This is a genomic window from Azonexus hydrophilus (assembly GCF_038368255.1).
Taxonomy (GTDB): Bacteria; Pseudomonadota; Gammaproteobacteria; order Burkholderiales; family Rhodocyclaceae; genus Azonexus; species Azonexus hydrophilus.
The window spans coordinates 1228157-1242869 of record NZ_CP151406.1 but is presented as its reverse complement, the minus strand read 5'-3'; the positions used below and the strand labels follow the sequence as shown (position 1 = coordinate 1242869).

Annotated in this window: 14 protein-coding genes and 1 tRNA gene; 8 read left to right on the top strand and 7 right to left on the bottom strand. The window is 63.8% G+C overall.

Translation table 11 applies throughout. The features are described 5' to 3' along the window. Positions 1 to 61 precede the first annotated feature (61 nt). The 4 genes from AADV58_RS06035 to AADV58_RS06020 all read left to right on the top strand — a co-directional run bounded on the left by AADV58_RS06035 (position 62) and on the right by AADV58_RS06020 (position 4980). Positions 62 to 472, top strand: a complete 411-nt coding sequence (locus AADV58_RS06035; protein WP_341744318.1) for a hypothetical protein — start codon at positions 62 to 64, stop codon at positions 470 to 472. A 40-nt stretch (positions 473 to 512) separates the two neighbouring features. Continuing rightward, on the top strand, positions 513 to 3056 hold the full coding sequence (locus AADV58_RS06030; RefSeq protein WP_341744317.1) for an ATP-binding protein: 2544 nt from the start codon (positions 513 to 515) through the stop codon (positions 3054 to 3056). Continuing rightward, positions 3049 to 3411, top strand: a complete 363-nt coding sequence (locus tag AADV58_RS06025) for a response regulator (protein WP_028996217.1) — start codon at positions 3049 to 3051, stop codon at positions 3409 to 3411. Before AADV58_RS06030 ends, AADV58_RS06025 begins: the two co-directional genes overlap by 8 nt. A gap of 132 nt (positions 3412 to 3543) precedes the next feature. After that, a complete protein-coding gene (locus AADV58_RS06020) occupies positions 3544 to 4980 on the top strand; it encodes a DEAD/DEAH box helicase (RefSeq protein ID WP_341744534.1) in 1437 nt (478 codons plus the stop codon). A 43-nt stretch (positions 4981 to 5023) separates the two neighbouring features. Here the strand turns inward: AADV58_RS06020 and AADV58_RS06015 are convergent, their stop codons facing one another. The 5 genes from AADV58_RS06015 to AADV58_RS05995 are packed head-to-tail and all read right to left on the bottom strand — an operon-like array spanning position 5024 to position 10507. Next, positions 5024 to 5821, bottom strand: coding sequence for a PP2C family protein-serine/threonine phosphatase (locus tag AADV58_RS06015; protein WP_341744316.1), 798 nt, complete (start codon positions 5819 to 5821; stop codon positions 5024 to 5026). Between the two features lie 36 nt (positions 5822 to 5857). After that, the gene (locus tag AADV58_RS06010) at positions 5858 to 6745 is read right to left on the bottom strand and encodes an HDOD domain-containing protein (RefSeq protein ID WP_341744315.1); all 888 of its coding nucleotides are present in this window, start codon (positions 6743 to 6745) and stop codon (positions 5858 to 5860) included. Continuing rightward, a complete protein-coding gene (gene glcF, locus AADV58_RS06005) occupies positions 6742 to 7971 on the bottom strand; it encodes a glycolate oxidase subunit GlcF (protein WP_028996221.1) in 1230 nt (409 codons plus the stop codon). Before glcF ends, AADV58_RS06010 begins: the two co-directional genes overlap by 4 nt. Next, positions 7971 to 9026 carry a glycolate oxidase subunit GlcE gene (gene glcE / locus AADV58_RS06000; RefSeq protein WP_341744314.1) on the bottom strand — a complete coding sequence of 352 codons (1056 nt, stop codon included), beginning with the start codon at positions 9024 to 9026 and terminating at the stop codon, positions 7971 to 7973. Before glcE ends, glcF begins: the two co-directional genes overlap by 1 nt. Continuing rightward, positions 9026 to 10507: an FAD-linked oxidase C-terminal domain-containing protein gene (locus tag AADV58_RS05995; protein WP_341744313.1), complete on the bottom strand. Its 1482-nt coding sequence runs from the start codon at positions 10505 to 10507 to the stop codon at positions 9026 to 9028. Before AADV58_RS05995 ends, glcE begins: the two co-directional genes overlap by 1 nt. 130 nt (positions 10508 to 10637) lie before the next feature. Here AADV58_RS05995 and AADV58_RS05990 point away from each other — a divergent pair, with 130 nt between their 5' ends. Then, positions 10638 to 11915 carry a sensor domain-containing diguanylate cyclase gene (locus tag AADV58_RS05990; protein WP_341744312.1) on the top strand — a complete coding sequence of 426 codons (1278 nt, stop codon included), beginning with the start codon at positions 10638 to 10640 and terminating at the stop codon, positions 11913 to 11915. Here AADV58_RS05990 and hyi read toward each other — a convergent pair. Next, positions 11912 to 12697, bottom strand: a complete 786-nt coding sequence (gene hyi, locus AADV58_RS05985) for a hydroxypyruvate isomerase (RefSeq protein WP_341744311.1) — start codon at positions 12695 to 12697, stop codon at positions 11912 to 11914. The two genes, AADV58_RS05990 and hyi, sit on opposite strands and share 4 nt — an antisense overlap. 61 nt (positions 12698 to 12758) lie before the next feature. Here hyi and AADV58_RS05980 point away from each other — a divergent pair, with 61 nt between their 5' ends. Beyond that, the gene (locus AADV58_RS05980; RefSeq protein WP_051295559.1) at positions 12759 to 13352 is read left to right on the top strand and encodes a cob(I)yrinic acid a,c-diamide adenosyltransferase; all 594 of its coding nucleotides are present in this window, start codon (positions 12759 to 12761) and stop codon (positions 13350 to 13352) included. A 58-nt stretch (positions 13353 to 13410) separates the two neighbouring features. Further along, the gene (locus AADV58_RS05975; protein WP_028996227.1) at positions 13411 to 13635 is read left to right on the top strand and encodes a hypothetical protein; all 225 of its coding nucleotides are present in this window, start codon (positions 13411 to 13413) and stop codon (positions 13633 to 13635) included. A 154-nt stretch (positions 13636 to 13789) separates the two neighbouring features. On the opposite strand, the gene AADV58_RS05970 is transcribed toward AADV58_RS05975, so the two are convergent. Beyond that, positions 13790 to 13877, bottom strand: a tRNA-Ser gene (locus AADV58_RS05970). A 125-nt stretch (positions 13878 to 14002) separates the two neighbouring features. Between AADV58_RS05970 and AADV58_RS05965 the strand changes: the two genes are divergently transcribed. After that, positions 14003 to 14695 (top strand): Bax inhibitor-1/YccA family protein, encoded by a 693-nt coding sequence (locus AADV58_RS05965; protein ID WP_028996228.1) that lies wholly within the window; start codon positions 14003 to 14005, stop codon positions 14693 to 14695. Positions 14696 to 14713 lie beyond the last annotated feature (18 nt).

Genomic DNA, 14713 nt, shown 5'->3' with positions numbered 1-14713 from the left:
AACGCCTTGTCAGGTTGCCAGATTTCGACAGATTGGTGACAGATATGCGAGAATCCCCCGCATGATCAAGCACGCCCTCATTCTCAGCCTGACCGCAATGGTCCTGGCCGGTTGCGACCAGGTGACCGCCAAGCTCGGCATCGAGAACCCGGCCCTCAAGGAAGCCAAGGTCGACGCCGAAGGCAAGGCCGTCGGCAGCGCCTGCCGCCATTCCGGGCGGGCCATCGAGGACTGTTACGCAATCTACAGCTGGCTACCCAAGGCCAGCGTATACAGCGGCTGGCGCGAGATGGACGAGTACATGCGGGAGAACCAGCTGGAAACCATCGCCCCGCAACTCCCTCCGCCGGAACCCCCCGGCGCGAAACGCCGCCGGCCGGCCGCCGCGGCGGAGACCGAAACTGCCAGCACAACCGCGGTACCGGCCACGCCGACCGAGACGGCACCGCCAACCGCTACAGAAAACAAGTAAGCTCAGCCTGACCGCTACGGCGCCTACCGAGACATTCCAAATGAAGAACCGGCTGCCCAAATTTCTGCACGGAATCCGCGGCAAGCTGATCTCCATCTTCGTTCTGATCAAGGTCGTACCACTGGTCCTGCTGGCCTGGTTCGCCTGGTACACGGCGCAGGGCCTGGGCGATGCGGTATCGCAGAAGGCGGCCGACATGGCCGACACCTCGCTGCAAACCATCCAGGACATTGGCAAGACAGTCACCGAGGATTCGATCAAGGCACTCGACGAGCGCTCACGCGAGGCCATCGAGACCCTGACCACCGACGCGGCCCGCAACATCGCCCGCTTCCTTTATGCCCGCGATGCCGACATCCTGCAGGCGGCCGACAGCGACCTCAGCGAAGCCGCTTTCCGCCGCTTCCTGGCGCAACGTAAGCGCACCCTCTATCGGCACGGCCCCTGGCGGCTGGCGCCCGACACCAAAACCTGGGAGCCGGTCGAAACCGTCAGCCTTGAAGCCAAACGGACGCGCCCCATCCTGCCGGACAATGCCCGCGACTTCCACCTGCGCCCACCGGAATATCTGGGCGAACCCGAAGTCACGCCGCTGTTCGTCGAAATGACTTACATCGACCTGGCCGGCAACGAAAAGATCAAGATCACTCAGGGCGACCTGACCGACAAGGCATTGAAGAATGTCAGCGACCGTCGCAACACCTTTGTCCGCGCCGAAAACTACTTTGCCGAACTGAAAAGCCTCAAGCCCGGGGAAATCTACGTATCCGACGTCATCGGCGCCTACGTCCGCACCGACCTGATCGGTCCCTACATCCCCGAGCGCCTGGAAAAGATCGGGCTGCCCTTTTCCCCGGAAAAGGCTGCCTACGCCGGCACGGAAAATCCCGTCGGCAAGCGTTTCCGCGGCATCGTCCGCTGGGCCACACCGGTCGTGCGCAACGGCCAGGTTACCGGCTACGTCACGCTGGCACTCGATCACGACCACATCCGCCAGTTCACCGACCGGCTGATGCCGACCGCCGAGCGCTACACACCGATCATCGACGCGATCAAGGGCAATTACGCCTTCATCTGGGACCATAAGAGCCGCTCAATCTCGCATCCGCGCGATTACATGATCGTCGGCTACGACCCGGAGACCGGCCACCCGGTCACCCCGTGGCTGGACACCGAGCTGTACGCCGAATGGCAGGCCAGCGGCAAACCCTCGCACGAATTCCTGGCCGACATTCCCCCCTTCCGCGACCAGCGCCTGACCCGCAAGCCGGCGCCCGAGCAGATCAAGGCCGGCACCCTCGGCCTGGACTGCCGCTACCTCAATTTCTCGCCCCAATGCGACGGCTGGAATGCACTGACCGAACACGGCGGCTCCGGCTCCTTCGTGATCTTCTTCTCCGGCCTGTGGAAACTGACCACGGCGGCCGCGATTCCCTATTACACCGGCCAGTACGGCAAGACACCGCAAGGATTCGGCTTCGTCACCATCGGCGCGAATGTGGACGATTTCCACAAGGCCGCCACCGACACGGCCGAGAAGATCAATACCCTGGTCGGCGAAAAGGACCGTCAGTTCAAGGCCCAGCGCAGCGACCTGCTGGAAGGCATCGAACAGAGCCTGACCACCACCGCAATCGGTCTCTGGGGATCAACCGTGGCCATGGTCGTCGTGGTCATCTTCATCGCCATCTGGATGGCCAATCTGCTGACTGCCCGGATCACCTCGATGATCGACGGCATCCGCGCCTTCCGCGACGGCGACCTGCGTCGCCGCCTGGACGACTCTGCCAAGGACGAAATGGGCGAACTGGCGCATTCCTTCAACGCCATGGCCGACTCCGTCGAAGAGTCGTTCAAGCGCCTCGAAGAAGCCCGCGAGAAAGCCGAACAGGCGAGCCGCGCCAAGTCGGCCTTCCTGGCGACCGTCTCGCACGAATTGCGGACGCCACTGAACGGCATTCTGGGTTTCGCCGACCTGCTGCGCAGCGACCTGCAATCGCCGGAACATCTCGAATACGCGAAAATCATCCATCAGAGCGGCGAACACCTACTCACCCTGGTCAGCGAAATCCTCGACCTGGCCAAGATCGAAGCCGGCGAGATGCAATTCCAGCAGAACGAGGTTCCCCTGCACGGCTTCCTGGAAAATGCACTGGCCGTGCATCGCAGCAGCGCGGAAGCCAAGGGGCTGACGATCTCGCTGCACCTTGCCGCCGACCTGCCCGATTACCTGAAAACCGACGCCACCCGCCTGCGCCAGATCATCAACAACCTGCTCAGCAACGCCGTCAAATTCACCCAGCAGGGCAGCATCATCCTTGGCGCCCGCGACGAGAAGGAATGGATCGCCATTTACGTGCGCGACACCGGCCCGGGCATTGCCCGCGAGGATCAGGAAGTGATCTTCGAGAAATTCAAGCAGCTGGAAAACTTCCTCACCCGCGAACACGGCGGCACCGGCCTGGGGCTGGCGCTGGTCCGGCAACTCGTCACCCACATGGGCGGCCAGGTCAGCGTCGAATCCGAGCCCGGCCAGGGAGCGACCTTTACCGTATTGATGCCGAAGAAAGCGCAGGATGAGTGAACACCTGGCCCTGATCGTCGACGATCACCCGACCAACCGCCTGATTGCCACCACCCTGCTGCGCAAGATGGGCTGGCAGACACACGAGGCCGACAGCGGCGAAGCCGCGCTCGAACTCGCCGCCCGCCATGACTTCCGGCTGGTCCTGCTCGACATCAGCATGCCTGGCCTGAGCGGCGAGGAAACCTGCGAACGCCTGCGCCAGCAGTACGCTGGACGCAACATCCGGATCATCGCCTACACAGCGCACGCCTTCCCCGAAGAGCGCGCCAGCTTCCTTGCCGTCGGCTTCGACGACATTCTGGTCAAACCGATCAACCGCGAGCAATTGCAGGCGCTGGCGCAGATTCCCTGAGCCGCTGGGCGGCCTTGTACAAACTCGCCCGATATGCAGGCGCCTTCGCGGGTATAATTCCGGCCCATGTCTGAAATCAATACGTTAGCTGACAACACGGTCAGCCCCCCGCCTGCGGAAGCAGTCCCAGAAATCACCTTCGCCGACCTCGGCCTCGCGCCCGAGTTGCTGCGCGCCCTCAACGACATGGGCTACAGCAAGCCGACGCCGATCCAGGCCAAGGCCATCCCGCTCGTCGTCAGCGGCAAGGACATCATGGGCGGCGCCCAGACCGGCACCGGCAAGACCGCCGCGTTCACGCTGCCCATCCTCCAGCGCATCCTGCCATTTGCCAGCAGCAGCCCGTCGCCGGCCAAACATCCGGTACGTGCGCTGATCCTGGCACCGACGCGTGAACTGGCACTGCAGGTGTTCGAATCGGTCAAGGCTTACAGCAAGCACACACCGATCCGCGCCATGTGCGCCTTCGGCGGCGTCGATATCAAGCCGCAAATCGCCGAACTGAAAAAAGGCGTCGAAGTCCTCGTCGCCACGCCGGGCCGACTGCTCGACCACGTCGAATCGAAGAGCGTCAGCTTCAACTCGGTACAGGCGCTGGTCCTCGACGAAGCCGACCGCATGCTCGACATGGGTTTCATCCCGGACGTCACCCGCATCCTGAACATGCTGCCGGCGCAACGTCAGAGCCTGCTGTTCTCGGCGACCTTCTCGGAAGAGATCAAGAAACTCGCCGACACCATGCTGCAGTCGCCAGTGCTGGTCGAAGTCGCCCGCCGCAATCAGGTTTCCGACACCATCACTCACCGCGTGCATCCGGTCTCCGAATATGGCAAACGCGGCCTGCTGACCAAGCTGCTCAAGTCCGGTGAGATTCGCCAGTGCATCGTCTTCATGCGCACCAAGCAGGGCTGCTCGCGCCTGACCCGTGAACTGCAGCGCGCCGGCATCAAGGCTGACGCCATTCACGGCGACAAGAGCCAGCTCGACCGGATCAAGGCGCTCGACGCTTTCAAGGCTGGCGACACGCATGCCCTGATCGCCACCGATGTCGCCGCCCGCGGCCTCGACGTGGACGACCTGCCCTACGTGATCAATTACGAACTGCCGCATACTCCGGAAGACTACGTACACCGCATCGGCCGGACCGGTCGTGCCGGCAAGACGGGCAACGCCATCTCGCTGGTCAGCGCACACGAAGTCGTGTACCTGATGGATATCGAGAAGCTGATCAAGCGCCCGATCGAACAGGTTGAAGTGGCCGGTTTCGAACCGGAACCGGAATACGAATACCCGCCGGGAAACAAGAAGAAGCGTACGCCGCCGCCCAAGGCACCGCTAGCCACCCGGCCGGAACGCAGCGAGCGTAGCGAACGCCGGGACCGTCCGGAACGCCCCCGGCGCAACCCGATGATCGCCGCCGACGGCTTCGACTTCAGCAAGCCCTATGAATCCACACCCCAACCCCACGGTGAAGTGCCAGATTCGCCCACGGCCCCGGCCAAGGCTGATCCGCACAAGCCGAAACGGGTGGTGGCGGCGCTGCTCGGCGGCCTCGGCCGAAAAGGCTGAGCCTCCCCGGAATGAAAAAAGCGGCCTGCGGGCCGCTTTTGCGTTAACTCGACGTACGCGGCACGAAGCCGGCTGGCGGCCGATTTTTTGGCACCTCGATCTCCAGCAGGCGGATGACGGCCAGCGAGAGATTGTCACCGCTACCGGCCGCTCGCTGGCGCGCCAGTTCGATGATCTTCTCGCAGGCCTTGCGCGCCGAATTCTGCTTGAGCAGGGCGCCCATTTCGGCTTCGTCGAAGTAGGCCCAGATACCATCCGAACACAGCATGAAACTGTCGCCAGGGCGCAGGTCATCGGTATCGCCAAAGTCGAAGCGCGGTTCGTCCTGGCCGCCCAGTGAAGTCATCAACACGTTGCGGTTGGGATGGGTTTCCGCCTGCTCCGGCGTGATCTTGCCGATGGCCACCAGATGCTCGACAAAGGAGTGGTCCACGGTACGACCGAGCAACTGGCCATCGCGGAAGCGATAAAGACGACTGTCGCCGCAATGTCCCCAGGTCACCCGCCCCGGCTGCAACAGCATCATTACCGCCGTGCTGTGCGGATCCTTTTCATTCATGAAGCGGGAGGCCTTGATCATCGTGTGCGCTTCGCGCATGCTGTTTTCCAGCAGCCAGCGGGCACTTTCCTCGGCCGGCGCGAAATGGTCAAGATTGTTCTTGGTGGTGTGAATCACCTGCTCGGCGGCCAATGCCCCACCGGTGTGACCGCCCATGCCGTCAGCCACGACCGCCAGGGCCACACCTTTGCTGCGCGCATGCGGCAGGATGGCAACACGATCCTGCTGCTCCTTGCGATCCCCCTGGTGCTGGGCTGCGCATGCGTCAACGGCGATAGGCATCAATCCTCCTCCAAGCCGCGAAGATTAGCATGAAAGTCATACGGCGGCCGTCGCACCATAGCGCTCCAGGACGACATCGACGAACTCGGGCAGCGCATCCTCACTCAAGCCAAGCTCTGGCAGAACCTGGGGCTTGGCCAGATCCCAGTCGGAATTGGGAACACGCTGATCGCGGGCATGAAGTTCAATCGCCAGTTGCAGGATGGCGACCATGCTGCGCGCTTCGTGATCGCCCAGTTCCAGCATCGAATGCTGGTAACGGATGGCGTTGCAGATAAAGTCCGGCAGGCACCAGTGGCGAGCGATCAGGTAGCCGACCACAGCGTGATCGGTATTGAACTTGCGATCCTCTTCCTGCCAGTTGGTCCAGTGCCCCGGTGTACCCAGCCGCAGCTCCCGGCAATAACTGGGAAAGCGCTGCAGCAGCAGCGGCACGCCGCAAGCGTGGAAAATGCCGGCCAGATAGGCCTGATCGGGAAACAGGTTGCAAACCGCCACGCGCTCGTCGGCGATCAGCATCGCCAGCTCGCCCACGGCCTGCGAACGCGCCCAGAAAGCCTCATAGACACGCTTGTCGGAAGCCATGCCGACGTTACGCAGGGCAATCGCCTGAATCAGGTTACAGGTTTGCTCGACACCGACCGCATGCAGTATCTGCTCGACCGAGTCGAAGGGCTGATGCTTGCGGTAAGCGGCATTGCCGACCACCTTGAACAGCATCGCCGTCAGCCCCGGATCCTGGTTGATGGTCCTGGCCAGCGGGCGAACGTCGAGCTCCTGGCGCGCGATCAGTTTGCGCAACTCGTTGAGGACGCGGGGCTGCGCCGGAATGCGGATCCCGCCGTCAAGCACGCGCTTGACCCTGGCGGCATCCTGCTCGCCGAGCCCGGCGCTGATTTCCCTGATTGTCGGTTGCTTGCTCATCCGATTGCCTCATCCATCAATTCGATCCAGTGCCGCACGGGCAGCGATGCCCCGGCCTGCAGGTGTGTCAGACAGCCGATATTCGCGGTCGCGATCACGGCCGGTGCGCCCGCATTGAGCGCAGTCAATTTGTTGTCACGCAGTTGGCCGGCGATTTCCGGCTGCAGGACCGAATAGGTACCGGCCGAGCCGCAGCACAGGTGGCCGTCGGCGACCGATGTCAGGCAATAGCCGGCAGACCTCAGCAAGCCCTCGACCACGCCCCTGATTTTCAACCCATGCTGAAGTGTACACGGAGAATGGAAGGCCAGCTTGCCGCGCTCGGCCGGCACCAGCAGATCGGCAAGTCGTGCGGCCTCGCCGGCCACCACTTCGGAGGGGTCGCGGCACAGCGCGCTGATCGTCGCGGCTTTTTCCGCGTAAGCCGGATCATCGGCGAGCAAATGGCCGTAGTCGCGCACCTGGACGCCGCAGCCGGAGGCGGTGACAACGATGGCCTCGACCCCGGCTTCGACATGCGGCCACCAGGCGTCGATATTGCGCCGGACATCTGCCTTGGCGGCGGATTGGTCGTTGAGGTGGTGGCGCACGGCGCCGCAGCAACCGGCCTTCTTCTCTTCGAACAATTCGATACCGAGCCGTCCGAGCACGCGGGCGGTCGCCGCGTTGATGTTCGGTGCCAGCACCGGCTGGACACAACCGGCTAGCGCCAGCATACGCCGGCCATGCTGGCCATTCGCCGGCCACGGTTTGGCCTCGACCGGCGCCGGTGGCAGCTTGTCGGCAAGCGCCGACGGCAGCAGCGGCTTGAATACACGGCCGAGCGCCACGGCAGCGCCGAACAGGGCCGGCTCGGGCAGCACGGTTTTCAGCAGCGCGCGCGGCAGTGCCTCACGGACCGGCCGCTGCAGCTTGTCCTCGACGAGTTGGCGACCGATGTCTAGCAGATGACCGTAGTCGACACCGGACGGGCAGGTCGACTCGCAGGAGCGGCAAGTCAGGCAGCGGTCGAGGTGAAGCCGGGTCTTTTCGCTGACTGGCTGACCTTCGAGGAGCTGCTTGATCAGGTAGATGCGACCGCGCGGCCCGTCGAGCTCGTCGCCGAGCAACTGGTAGGTTGGGCAGGTGGCGGTGCAGAAACCACAGTGCACGCACTTGCGCAGAATCTCGCCGGCCACCTGGCCGGCGTGCGTGTCGCGGTATTCGTCGGCGATCCGGCAGTCCATCAGAACTCCGCGTAAAGTCGGCCGGGGTTAAGGATGCCGGCCGGGTCGAAGACCTTTTTCAGACGCCGGTGCAGCGCGAGCAGTGCCGGTGGCAGTGGCGTGAACGGATCGACACGGCAGCGCAGCGATTCCGGTGCCCGGTACAGCGTCGCGTGGCCGCCGGCCGCACTGGCGGCAGCACGGATCGCCGCCGCGTCGATCTCACCGGCGTACCAGCGCAAGGCACCGCCCCATTCAATTGCCTGCAGGCCGTCGACCGCCAGGGTCGGCGCGGTGGATGGCAGGGCGACCCGCCACAGCACCGGCGCCACGAAAGCGGCGTGGCGCTGTTCGCGGATGTCTTCCCAGATACACCCGGCATCCGCCAAGGCCTTGCCGCCCAGCTTGCGCGCCGCCGCGTCGACCGCCGCCGCCGCGCCGGACAGGCGCAGCCACAGCCGCCCCTCGTGCCAGAACGAGGCCGACACCGGCAGCGGTTGCGCGCCCCAGTCGTTCAGCCGGCGCACCGCCTCGTCGGCGGCGCAGGCGAATTCCAGCGTCGTCTCGGCAACCGGCTTCGGCAGCACCTTCAGCGTCGCCTCGGCGATCACGCCGAGCGTCCCCAGGCTGCCGGCGATCAGCCGCGAGACGTCGTAGCCGGCGACGTTCTTCATCACCTGGCCGCCAAAATTGAGCACCTGACCGCGCCCGTCGACCAATTTCACGCCGAGCACGAAGTCGCGCACTGCACCCACCTGCATGCGGCGCGGGCCGGACAAGCCGGCGGCAATGCAGCCGCCGAGCGTCGCCCCGGCGAAACGCGGCGGCTCGCAGGCCAGCATCTGGCCATGTTCGGCCAGCGCCGCCTCGATCTCGGTCAGCGGCGTGCCGCATTTCGCGGTGACGTAAAGCTCGGTCGGCTCGTAATCGACGATGCCGCGATGGCCGGACAGGTCGAGCACCTCGCCGGCCAGCAGGCCGCCGTAGAAATCCTTGCTGCCGGCGCCGCGCAGGCGCAGCGGCGTGTGCCCGGCGTGGGCGGCGCGGACAGCGGCGACGATTTCGTCCAGCGTCATCAGAAGCGCTCCAGGTCGGGGAATTTCAGTTCGCCGCGATGCACGTGCATGCGCCCGTATTCGGCGCAGCGGTGCAGGCTGGGGATCGCCTTTTCCGGGTTGAGCAGGCGCTTGTCGTCGAACGCCGCCTTGACCGCGTGGAAGGTTTCCAACTCGGGCGTCGCGTACTGCACGCACATCTGGTTGATCTTCTCGATGCCGACGCCGTGCTCGCCGGTGATCGAACCGCCGAGCGCCACCGACAGTTCCAGGATTTCGGCGCCGAAGGCCTCGGCCTTCTCCCAGTCGCCGGGCTTGGACATGTCGTACATGATCAGCGGATGCAGGTTGCCGTCGCCGGCATGGAAGACGTTGGCGCAGCGCAGGCCGTACTTCGTTTCCATGGCGGCGATGGCCGCCAGCATCTCGGCCAGGCGCTTCCGCGGAATCGTGCCGTCCATGCAGTAATAATCCGGCGTGATCCGGCCGACTGCCGGAAACGCCGCCTTGCGCCCGGCCCAGAAGCGCAGGCGCTCGACTTCCGACTGCGAGACGCGCAGATCGCGGGCGCCGCAGCCGGTCAGCACCGCGCGCACACGGGCAATTTCTTCGGCGACTTCTTCCGGCGTGCCGTCGGACTCACACAACAGGATGGCCGCGGCGTCGAGGTCGTAGCCGGCCTTGACGAAGGGCTCGACGGCGGCGGTCGCCGGCTTGTCCATCATTTCCAGCCCGGCCGGGATGATGCCGGCGGCGATGATCGCGGCAACCGCGTCGCCGGCCTTGGCGACATCGTCGAAGGAAGCCATTACCACCTGCGCCAGCTCCGGCTTGGGCACCAGCCTGACCGTCACTTCGGTGACCACGCCGAGCAGGCCCTCGGAGCCGATGAACAGGGCAAGCAGATCGTAACCGGGTGCATCCGGGGCGCCCGAGCCGATCTCGAAAATTTCGCCCTCGATGCTGACCATGCGGATGCGCAGCACGTTATGCACGGTCAGCCCGTATTTCAGGCAATGCACGCCGCCCGAGTTCTCGGCGACGTTGCCGCCGAGCGTGCAGGCGATCTGCGACGAGGGGTCGGGCGCGTAGTAGAGACCGAACGGCGCCGCCGCTTCCGACACCGCCAGGTTGCGCACGCCGGGCTGGACGACGGCGGTCCGGCTGTCACGGTCGACCTTGAGGATGCGGTTGAAACGCGCCAACGACAGCACGACGCCTTCGGCGTGCGGCATCGCGCCGCCGGACAGGCCGGTACCGGCACCGCGGGCAACCACCGGCACACCGAGCTGGTGGCAGGTGCGCAGCAGATCGACCACCTGTCCTTCGTTCTCCGGCAGGCACACGGCCAGCGGCATCTGCCGGTAGGCAGTGAGCCCATCGCATTCATAGGGACGAAGATCCTCATCCTCGACCAGCAGGCAATGGGCGGGCAGGATGTTCTTCAGGCGACGAACCAGGAGGGCTCGATCGGTCTGCAAACCGGCGGCGGAGGGATTCATGGAGCGCATTTTAAACCGCACGAGCCCAATGCAGCACTCGGGAAAGCCATTAGGTCAACGCAAAACTTTACGAAAGTAATAGGAGCATCTCCGTACAATCAAGAAAAAACAATAAAACACAGGAGAGCACATGACCGACTGGAAATCGCCGGACAACCGGTATTTGCTTGAACGACTGCTGCTGGGACTGGACCGTCGCATCGACACCGATCCGCCGGACGAGGTGTTCGCCATCGAAAGCACCAACATTGCCTGGCCACACATCAAGGATTGCCTGCACGGCACCCTGCGCACCGGCGATGAAAGCCACTGCCTGGCGATGATCCGCCAACTCGCCGCCACCGATACCCCGTTCATGCTTTTCGCCCACCAGTTCGGCGTGCTGCGCAACCTGATCCTGGGCCAGACACTGGACGAAGGCGCCATCGAGACTGCGCGCCACGTCATGCAGTTGTTCGGCGAAATGGAAGAGAGCTTCGCTGCCGCCTACCTGGAGGTCTTCCTGAACCGCTTGGGCACCCGGAACCACCTGCGACTGAGCCATATTCGTGCGCTCAGCGACAAGAACCTGCTCGCCTATTTCGAAGCCCATCTCGAATGGATGGCCCGACTGGTCGAAGCCGTGAGCCAACGCGAACCGCCAGGCATGCCGGAACTCGACCCGACCCGCTGCGAATTCGGCCGCTGGCTGGAAAACGACGGCGCCCGCCTGATCCGCGATCGCAGCCACATTGCCCAGATCCGCGACCTGCATGCGGCGATGCACCACGTGGTCACCGAGGTCGGCAGCATCATGAACCACCCACGTGCCAGCGGCCCCGTTTATGCCCTGCTCAAGAAGGCCGAAAGCTACTCGCTGGAGCTCGGACACGAAATCTCGCTGCTCAACAGCATCGTCATCATGAGCGTCTACAGCAAGGATCCGTTGACCGGTTTCCTCAGCCGCCGCTTCCTCGACCGGGTGCTGGTCAACCAGATGGAAATCGCCAAGGCGACCGAATCGCCGTTTTCCATCATCATGTTCGACCTCGATCATTTCAAGCGGCTCAACGACGACCATGGGCACCAGACCGGCGACCTGGCCCTCGAGCACATCGCCGGCATCGTCCGCGACAGCCTGCGCCAGTCCGACCTGATCTTCCGCTACGGCGGAGAGGAATTCATGCTGGTCGCGCCGTCGACCTCGCTGGCCCAGGCCCACATCATCGCTGAAAAGCTGCGCCAGCGCATTGCCGGAACACCGCTGCCCTACGAGCCACCATTGACCCTGACCGCCAGTTTCGGCGTCACCGAGATCGCCCCCGGCACCTACGAGGTCGTCGATAGCCGGCTCGTCCATGACGTCATCGTCGCCTGCGACGGCAAGCTTTACGCCGCCAAGAACAGCGGCCGCAACCGCGTACTCTAGCCGCCGGCCAGCCGCTCACGCCAGCCCAGCCCGGCCTCGGTCGCAGCCAGCGGCTTGTATTCGCAGCCGACCCAGCCCGCGTAGCCGAGCCGGTCGAGCAAAGCGAACAGGTAGGGGTAATGGATTTCGCCGGTGCCCGGCTCATGCCGCCCCGGATTGTCGGCGATCTGGATGTGGCCGATCCGGTCGAAATTGCTTTCGATGGTGCGAGCCAGGTCGCCCTGGATGATCTGGGCGTGATACAGGTCGAGTTGCAGGCGGACATTGTCGCAACCGATCCGGTCGAGCAGGCGCAAGGCCTGGCCGATGTCGTCGAGCCAGTACCCCGGCATGTCGATGCGGCTGTTGATCGGCTCGATCAGCACGTTCGCACCGATGCTCACGAAACGCCCGGCGGCATGCCGCAGATTGGCGACGTAAGTGCTCTCCAGCACCGATTCGGCCAGCCCTGACGGCCTCAGCCCGGCCATGCAATGAACCTGCCGGCAATCGAACGCCATCGCGTAATCAAGCGCCAGTTCGACGCCATCAACAAACTCCGCGCGCCGTTCCGGCAAGCAGGCCAGCCCCCGCTCGCCCTTTGCCCAATCGCCCGGCGGCAGATTGAACAGGACCTGCTCGACCTCGGCTGCAGCGAGCCAGGCGGCCACCTCGCCAGCCGCCCAGTCGTAGGGAAACAGGTATTCGACCCCGGCAAACCCGGCGGCGGCCGCGCGGGAAAAGCGCTCGGAAAAAGGCGCATCGGCAAACAAAAAACTCAGGTTGGCGGCGAACTTTGGCATGGTGACGACAGTCAGTGCGTGGGCCGGAAAGTATAATTCCGGCAATACCAAGGAGAAGCGCGTGAGCGAAGAAAAGCAGCAAAACAGCGAATCGGAACGCAAGGGCAACCGCCTGTCCAAAATCGTGACCCGTACCGGCGACGCCGGCACCACCGGACTCGGCGACGGCAGCCGGACGACCAAGGACAGTCTGCGCATTGCCGCCATCGGCGATGTCGATGAACTCAATTCCGCACTCGGCCTGCTGCTCTGCGAGGAACTGCCGGACCCGGTCCGCAGCGTGCTGCACGACATCCAGCACGATCTGTTCGACCTTGGCGGCGAATTGTGTCTGCCCGGCATGGAGGTCATGAAACAGTCGCAAGTTGCCCGCCTCGAAGCCATTGTCGAGGATTTCAACAGCGACCTGCCGATGCTCAAGGAATTCATCCTGCCGGGTGGTACCCGCCCGGCCGCCCTCGCCCACCTGTGCCGCACCATCTGCCGCCGGGCCGAACGGGCCATGGTCGCCCTGCACCACGCGGAAGCCCTGTCCGAACCGGCACGCCGCTACATCAACCGCCTCTCCGACCTGCTGTTTGTCCTCGGCCGCAGCCTCAACCGCAGCGGCGGCCGTGGCGACGTGCTCTGGCAAAAGGGCCGGACCGCTGCATGAGGCTTGATCCCGACCCGGCTACGGCAGCATAATCGGACACACTCCCGAGGCAGCAACCGTGTACCGCGTCGTCACCCAATACCGCAATGGCAGCACCCGGCCCGTCATCGAACGGGGGCCTTGGCACGCCACCCGGAAACTGGCGGAAGAATGGGCAGAAACCCTGCGGAATCATGGCTATACAGCCTACGTCGAATCACAGAACGGACTGATCGACGCCGGCACGGCGGCTGGCGGTAACGACAACTCGGACCTGATGAGCGCACTGGCGAGCATGGCCTGACCCCTGATTTCCGCCAGAAAAAGCGGAAGCATGACTTCCAAAATACCGTAGTAGACAATTTTGGCAGACAGGGTCTCAAGACCAGCCTGCTTGGGCAAGCTCTAGGCCAAGCCACCAGCAGCACGAAATAAAATTGTTTTATTTCAATAAGATATGGCGGGTCCGGTGAGATTCGAACTCACGATGGGTTTCCCCACGCCGGTTTTCAAGACCGGTGCATTCAACCGCTCTGCCACAGACCCGCAGAAGGCGCGCATGATATCACAGGGATTCGCGGCACCTCACCGGCAATCAGGGTTTGAAACTTGTGCGCCTCTCCGCTAGTCTTAGCCTTCGTTGAAACCAGACTGATGTGAGGCTAGCAACCATGACCACCAATTTCGAGATCGCCCGTCAAGGTGCCGGCAGTTTCGCCGCCCCGCAGAACCGTGTCCTGCGCAATACCTACATGCTGCTCGGCCTGTCGATGGTACCCACCGTCCTCGGCGCCCTGGTCGGCATCCAGATGGGCTTTTCCTTTTTCGCCGGCAGCCCGCTGATTTCCTTCGTGCTGTTCATGGCCATTGCCTTCGGCTTCATGTGGGGCATCGAGAAGAACAAGGATTCCGGCCTCGGCGTCGCGCTGCTGCTCGGCTTCACCTTCTTCATGGGCCTGATGCTGTCGCGCATCCTGCAATTCGCCCTGGGCTTCTCCAATGGCGGTTCGATGATCGCGCTGGCCGCCGGTGGCACCGGTGCCATCTTCTTCACCCTGTCCTCGATCGCCGCCACCAGCAAGCGGGATTTCACCGGCATGGGCAAGTTCCTGTTTGCTGGCGTCATTCTGGTTCTGCTGGCCATCGTCGCCAACATCTTCTTCCAGATCCCGGCGCTGTCGCTGGCGATCTCGGCGGCTGTCGTCGGCATCTTCTCGGCCTACATCCTGTACGACATCAGCCGCATCGTTCAGGGTGGCGAAACCAATTACGTCAGCGCCACTCTGGCGGTTTACCTGAACGTTTACAACGTCTTCGTCGGCCTGCTGCAACTGATCATGGCGCTGACCGGCGAACGCGAATAAGCTGCACCGCGTATAAAC